General features: G+C 56.4%; 5 protein-coding genes. All 5 read right to left on the reverse strand.

The window, feature by feature from the left end; all coding sequences use genetic code 11:
- Positions 1-77: 77 nt before the first annotated feature.
- Complete coding sequence (locus UC14_RS26040) at positions 78-1163, reverse strand: iron-containing alcohol dehydrogenase family protein (protein ID WP_112198731.1); 1086 nt, start codon at positions 1161-1163, stop codon at positions 78-80.
- A 76-nt stretch (positions 1164-1239) separates the two neighbouring features.
- The gene (locus UC14_RS26045) at positions 1240-2391 is read right to left on the reverse strand and encodes an alpha-hydroxy acid oxidase (RefSeq protein ID WP_013575478.1); all 1152 of its coding nucleotides are present in this window, start codon (positions 2389-2391) and stop codon (positions 1240-1242) included.
- A complete protein-coding gene (hisC, locus tag UC14_RS26050) occupies positions 2388-3554 on the reverse strand; it encodes a histidinol-phosphate transaminase (RefSeq protein ID WP_112198732.1) in 1167 nt (388 codons plus the stop codon). Before hisC ends, UC14_RS26045 begins: the two co-directional genes overlap by 4 nt.
- A gap of 173 nt (positions 3555-3727) precedes the next feature.
- Positions 3728-5416, reverse strand: a complete 1689-nt coding sequence (hutU, locus tag UC14_RS26055) for a urocanate hydratase (RefSeq protein WP_112152238.1) — start codon at positions 5414-5416, stop codon at positions 3728-3730.
- A 57-nt stretch (positions 5417-5473) separates the two neighbouring features.
- Positions 5474-6287, reverse strand: an 814-nt coding sequence (locus UC14_RS26060; RefSeq protein WP_198670120.1) for an aromatic amino acid lyase, incomplete at its 5' end; no start/stop codon positions are given.

Here is a 6287-nt window from a genome sequence, read left to right on the forward strand (position 1 = left end):
GGGGAGGCCGGGAGGGGGTATTAATGAAAAACCAATAAGTTAAAGCTTGCACGACACACCTGAAACTCTAAAAATCCTTAAATTCTCGCCCCCATTTCCTCCACCCTTGCAATTGCCGCATACAGCGCCTCCGCCGTCACGTGTCCCGGCATATTCGCCATATCCGGCGCATGCAGTGATGCCTGCACAATACTTTCCAGCTCATCCTCATTAAGATCGGCTATCTCACTCAGACGCAGCGGCACAGCGCAGGCTTGCGCAAGTCTGACGGCTTCCAGCAGTTCCTCATCACTGCGGTTCTCCAGCGCCAGCAGGCACAGGTTGCCGAAGCCGACCAGCAGACCGTGGCCGAATTCACGGGTTTTATCACAGACCGTGAAACCTTCATAAATAGCGTGGGAAGCAGCGGCATGTGCCCCGCTGCTCATCAGCGATGTCAGGCCCGCAAACATGAAAATAGCATCGAGTACCTGATCCAGCCCGGCGTTCGGTTTACCGGCGCGGACGGCGTCGCAGGCCACAGGGCCGTAAGATTCGATCAGGTCATAGCATATCCGGCTGTTGGCGCTGGAAGAACGTGCGACGCCGCTCAGCTGGCCGTGATGACTGCTGATGGCACGGAATTCATACCATTTTGCCAGCGTGTCGCCAAGGCCAGCAGCCAGCCAGCGCAACGGGGCAACAGCCAGAATTTCGCTGTCGATGATCACCGAAGCCGGTGCCTGTGGCAGCGGGAATAAATCCCGGAAATGACCGTCGTCATGGTAACGGATGGTCAGCGGCGTGACGGCGGCGCAGGTCGCGGCAATCGTCGGAATCGTTACAACCGGCACACTGGTTTCCACGCCAACGGCTTTGCAGGTATCAAGAGATTTGCCGCCACCCACACCAATCACGATATCGGCTTTTTTATCTTTAACGATTTTAGCCAGGCGGCTGATATTGCCCTCACTGCTTTCCCCGCCGAACCATTCGCTGCCAACCAGTTCCACGGCGGAACCCTCAAGCTGGTGGCGGATTTTATCCCCCACGGCGGCCAGCGACTGATGGCCACCAATCACCAGCGCACGCGTACCCAGCAGTGCGCAAATGTCACCAAGCTGAGAGATAACGCCGGGTCCGCGCAGGATTTGCGCCGGGAAGATAATATTCTGTGCCTGCATAACTGCCTCTCCGTGATTTTTGTATTTGACGGGTCTGATGAAAATTCTCTGAAGATGTTTTTGTTATTACTTCAAATCAATAGGGTTGTTGACGCAACAAATGCGGCCCAAGCTGGCGAACCGACGTGCAGCCAAGCTGCGCCATCGTGCGGTCAACTTCCTGCAAAATAATCTCCAGCGCCCGTTGCGCGCCCGCCTCACCGGCTGCGGCGACACCATATAACATCGGTCTGCCGAGCAGCACCGCATCCGCGCCCAGCGCCAGGGCTTTCACCACGTCAGTGCCACGGCGAAAACCGCTGTCGATGAGGATCGTCGCCTGCGAACCGCACAGCTTGCGGATTTCCGGCAGCACTTCCAGTGCACTTACCGAACCGTCGAGCTGACGCCCGCCGTGATTTGACAGCACAATGCCATCGGCTCCGCTCGCAAAAGCGAGCTGTGCATCTTCCGGCGCGAGGATCCCTTTGATCAACAATGCGCCCTGCCACTGGCTGCGGATCCAGCGCAGGGTTTCCCAGTTCAGACGGGTATCCATCTGCGCTGAAAAGTAGCTCGCCCCGCCCGCTCCTCGTTGTTTATCTGCCGGAACGTAGGGTTTGAGATTGCCGAAACCAGGCATTCCTGCCGGTTTTAAGGTTCGCCAGACCCAGCCCGGATGCAGCGCGACATCAATCATGCTCAGCACCGATAGCTTCATCGGCCGCCGGTAATTACGCTTATCTTTTTCGCGGTTACCGAAATGCACCGCATCAACCGAGACCACCAGCGTGGTGCAACCGGCTGCTCTGGCCCGCTCCAGCAGGCTGGTGGTGACGGTCCGGTCCTTGAGCACATACAACTGAAACCAGTGCTGTGGCAGATTTTGTGCCGCGATTTCTTCAAGCGAAGCGGTTGAAACCGTGCTCTGGATATAGGCGATACCCGCACGTTTCGCTGTACGGGCCAGCATGGTATCCGCGCCGAAACGCAACATGCCGTTATAGCCTGTCGGTGCAATCAGTAACGGTGCAGAAAGCCGCTGCCCGCACACCGTGACGGACAAATCGCGCTGGCTTGAATCGTTCAGTACCGGCGGAATAAAGCGCCAGCGGCCAAAAACCTCACGGTTATCCTGCAGCGTTTGCTCATCATCCGCCCCGCCTTCAACATAGCTAAACGCAAAACGGGGCAAGGCGCATTTCGCCTGCCGTCGCAGATCGTCAATGTTCAGCGCAGCACGTTTCACTCCGCCTCCTCCGTCAGGATACGTTTCAGGCTGTCGATAAACTGCCGGTTATCCTGTTCATTACCGATGGACACGCGGATCCAGTTTTCATAACCGGTTTCACGCCAGGGTTTGATAATCACGCCATAAGTAAGCAAGCGTTGTGCCAGTTCCGTAGCCGGGCGGCCGCAATCGAAGAACAGGAAGTTGGCATAGGATGAGGCGACGTTAAAACCGAGCGCGGTAAGTTCGGCCGCCATGTCCTCACGCAGTGCGGTGACCAGCGCAATGCTGTCGCGGACATGCTGTTTATCCTGCAATGCCGCCACGGCAGCCACCTGCGCCGAACGGTTGATGTTGAAAGGTGTCCGCACCCTGTCCAGCAAATTCACCAGTTCAGGGTGACTGGCTAAACCATACCCCACCCGCAGCCCGGCCAGCCCGTACGCTTTCGAGAAAGTCCGCAACACAATCCACGGTCGTGGCTGCTCAGCCAGCACCAGCAGACTGTCAGGATAGGCAGCGTCGGTTTCACAATATTCGAAATAGGCTTCGTCAATCACCAGGACGCAATCCGCTGGCGCGGCATTAATAATGCGGGTGAATCCTTCCCGGTTAAGCATGCAGCCCACCGGATTGGACGGGTTGCTGAAAATCAACATTTTGGCCGGTGCGCGCAGTGCGGTTTCCCAGGCTTCAACATCAAATTCCTGCTGTGCATTCACGCCGACCATCGTGACATCCGCCCCCATCATGCGCGGGAAGATTTCGTGTAAACCAAACGAGGGGATCAGCGTCACAACACGGTCGCCGGGGTTAAGAAACGCCAGCGCCAGCATATGCAGGATGTCTTCGGAACCGTTGCCGATAACAATATTTTCGGCTGCCACGCCGGTATCTGCTGCCAGCGCGTCACGCAGCACCGCACTCGATGCATCAGAATAAATCGCACTGAAACGGGCATCCGCTTCTAACGCCACCACCACCTGCGGGCTGGCACCAAGCGGGTTTTCATTACTGGCCAGTTTGGCAATATGAGTCACGCCGTATTTTTTTTGCACAGCATCAGCCGAAAGCCCGGCGTTATAAACGCTCAGTGACCGCGCCCCGGGCCTTGCCAGATTTTTCAGAAGCTGTTGCTGCTTTTTAAATGCCGAATCAAGAACTGCCAGATCTGAAGCCATTACTTACCTCACACTGTAGATATGCTCCCGAGTATGCCGTAAATCAGCGGATTTTTACGCCACTTTTTGCAGCATTTTCCGAATGTTTTTGAAACAAAACGGGCAACGGCCTGCGCCACTGCCCGTGAGGTTTGTCCAATTTAATTTCTCAATGAATTAATCACTTATCATTATTACTTTGCGAGCATTGGCAAATTCAGGTGATGACGTTCAGCACAGTCTTTTGCCTGTTCATAGCCAGCGTCTGCGTGGCGCATCACACCGGTTGCCGGGTCGTTCCACAGCACGCGGTCAAGGCGGGCATCGGCTTCCCGGGTACCGTCAGCCACAATCACCATTCCGGCATGTTGCGAGAAACCCATCCCGACGCCACCACCATGATGCAGACTGACCCACGTTGCGCCGCCCGCAGTATTAAGCAAAGCGTTCAGCAGCGGCCAGTCGGAAACTGCATCAGAACCGTCTTTCATGGCTTCCGTTTCACGGTTTGGTGAGGCAACAGAACCGGTGTCGAGATGGTCGCGGCCGATAACCACCGGCGCTTTCAGCTCGCCATTACGTACCATTTCATTGAATGCCAGACCGGCAATATGGCGCTCTCCCAGCCCCAGCCAGCAAATACGCGCCGGTAACCCCTGGAAAGCGATACGTTCGCGCGCCATGTCCAGCCAGTTAATGAGGTTTGCGTTGTCGGGGAACAGTTCTTTCAGTTTGGCGTCGGTTTTGTAGATATCTTCCGGGTCCCCGGAAAGCGCCACCCAGCGGAACGGGCCTTTGCCTTCACAGAACAGCGGACGGATATAGGCAGGCACAAAACCTGGGAAATCAAAGGCATTCTCCACGCCTTCGTCTTTGGCAACCTGACGGATGTTATTGCCATAATCGACCGTCGGAATGCCCATCGCATGGAAATCGAGCATTGCCTGAACGTGTTTGGCCATCGACGCACGGGCAGCTTTCACCACCGCTTGCGGATCTGACAGTCGCGCATCCTGCCATTTTTCCAGGCTCCAGCCTTCCGGCAGATAGCCGTTCAGCGGGTCATGTGCCGAGGTCTGATCAGTGACGATATCCGGGCGCAGACCGCCTTCTTTTGCGCGGGCAACCAGTTGTGGCATCACCTCTGCGGCATTGCCCAGCAGCCCCACGGAAATGGCTTTTTTCTCGGCGCAGGCTTTTTCAATCATGGCCAGCGCTTCATCAATGCTGTGTGCTTTGTAATCGAGATAACGGGTGCGCAGACGGAAATCGATGCGCGATTCCTGACATTCAATTGCCAGTACGCAGGCTCCGGCCAGCACGCCCGCCAGTGGCTGGGCGCCGCCCATGCCGCCCAGACCGGCAGTCAGGATCCATTTGCCGCGCAGGTCGCTGTTGTAATGCTGGCGTCCCGCTTCCGCGAAGGTTTCATAAGTACCCTGCACAATGCCCTGCGCACCGATGTAAATCCAGGAACCGGCGGTCATCTGGCCGTACATCATAAGGCCAGCTTTATCCAGTTCGTGAAAGTGATCCCAGTTTGCCCAGTGCGGCACAATGTTGGAATTGGCAATCAGCACGCGGGGCGCATCGGTATGGGTGCGGAAAACGCCAACCGGCTTGCCGGATTGTACCAGCAGCGTTTCGTCTTCACGCAGCTTGCGTAAACTGTCAAGAATGCCTTCAAACGCCGGCCAGTTGCGCGCTGCTTTACCAATGCCGCCGTAAACCACCAGATCTTCCGGGCGCTCAGCGACATCCGGATCGAGGTTGTTCTGGATCATGCGGTATGCCGCTTCAATCAGCCAGTTCTGGCAGCTCAGTTCCGTGCCCTGTGGCGCACGAACAACGCGGGCAATGGCCGTTTTTTGTGGAGCGTTCATCATCATTTCCTTCTCTGAAATAGGGTGTTTGAATCAATCTTTACAGGACAAAAGTCATCAGGCAAAGCTTGGCAGCAGCGCTTCAATCGCCGCAGGCCAATGCTCGCGGGAAGCCCACAGACGCATCATTTCAACGTCCGGTGCCATCAGGCGGTCTTTTTCAAGAAATGCCACGTTTTCACGGATAGCTTTCATTTCATTTTCCAGCGTCGCTGAACTTTGCAACGGACGAAGGAAATCAATACCCTGTGCGGCGGCCATCGCTTCAATGCCCACGACCACGCTGGTGTTAAAGCACATGTCACCCAGACGGCGGGCGGCGTAGGTTGCCATGGATACATGATCTTCCTGATTCGCAGAGGTCGGCAGGCTGTCAACGCTGCCCGGATGCGCCAGCGATTTGTTTTCCGACGCCAGTGCCGCTGCGGTTACCTGCGCAATCATAAAGCCGGAGTTCACACCGCCGTCATTGACCAGAAACGCCGGTAAACCGGAAAGCCCGGTATCGAGCAGTAACGCCATACGACGCTCGGAAATCGCGCCGATCTCAGCGACGGCCAGCGCGATGATATCGGCAGCAAAAGCCACCGGTTCGGCATGGAAGTTACCGCCGGAAATCACGTCACCGTTTTCGGAAAACACCAGCGGATTATCAGAAGCGGCATTGGCTTCAATGCGCAGGATACGGGCAGCGTGGTGCAGGTTATCCAGACAAGCCCCCATCACCTGCGGTACACAGCGGATGGAATACGGATCCTGTACGCGGCCGCAATCTGCATGAGACGTGACAATGTCACTCCCGGACAGGATCTCGCTCAGTGCCGCCGCCACCCCAATCTGACCCTGCTGGCCGCGGGCCTTCATGAATGCG

It is taken from the genome of Rahnella sp. NRRL B-41462 (genome assembly GCF_003263525.1).
GTDB classification, from domain to species: domain Bacteria; phylum Pseudomonadota; class Gammaproteobacteria; order Enterobacterales; family Enterobacteriaceae; genus Rahnella; species Rahnella aceris.

What these genes read in the sequence shown, in the direction of transcription:
- UC14_RS26040 (WP_112198731.1), bottom strand. Translation starts at nt 1,163, where the DNA reads ATGCAGGCACAGAATATTATCTTCCCGGCGCAAATCCTGCGCGGACCC.
- hisC (WP_112198732.1), bottom strand. Translation starts at nt 3,554, where the DNA reads ATGGCTTCAGATCTGGCAGTTCTTGATTCGGCATTTAAAAAGCAGCAA.
- hutU (WP_112152238.1), bottom strand. Translation starts at nt 5,416, where the DNA reads ATGAACGCTCCACAAAAAACGGCCATTGCCCGCGTTGTTCGTGCGCCA.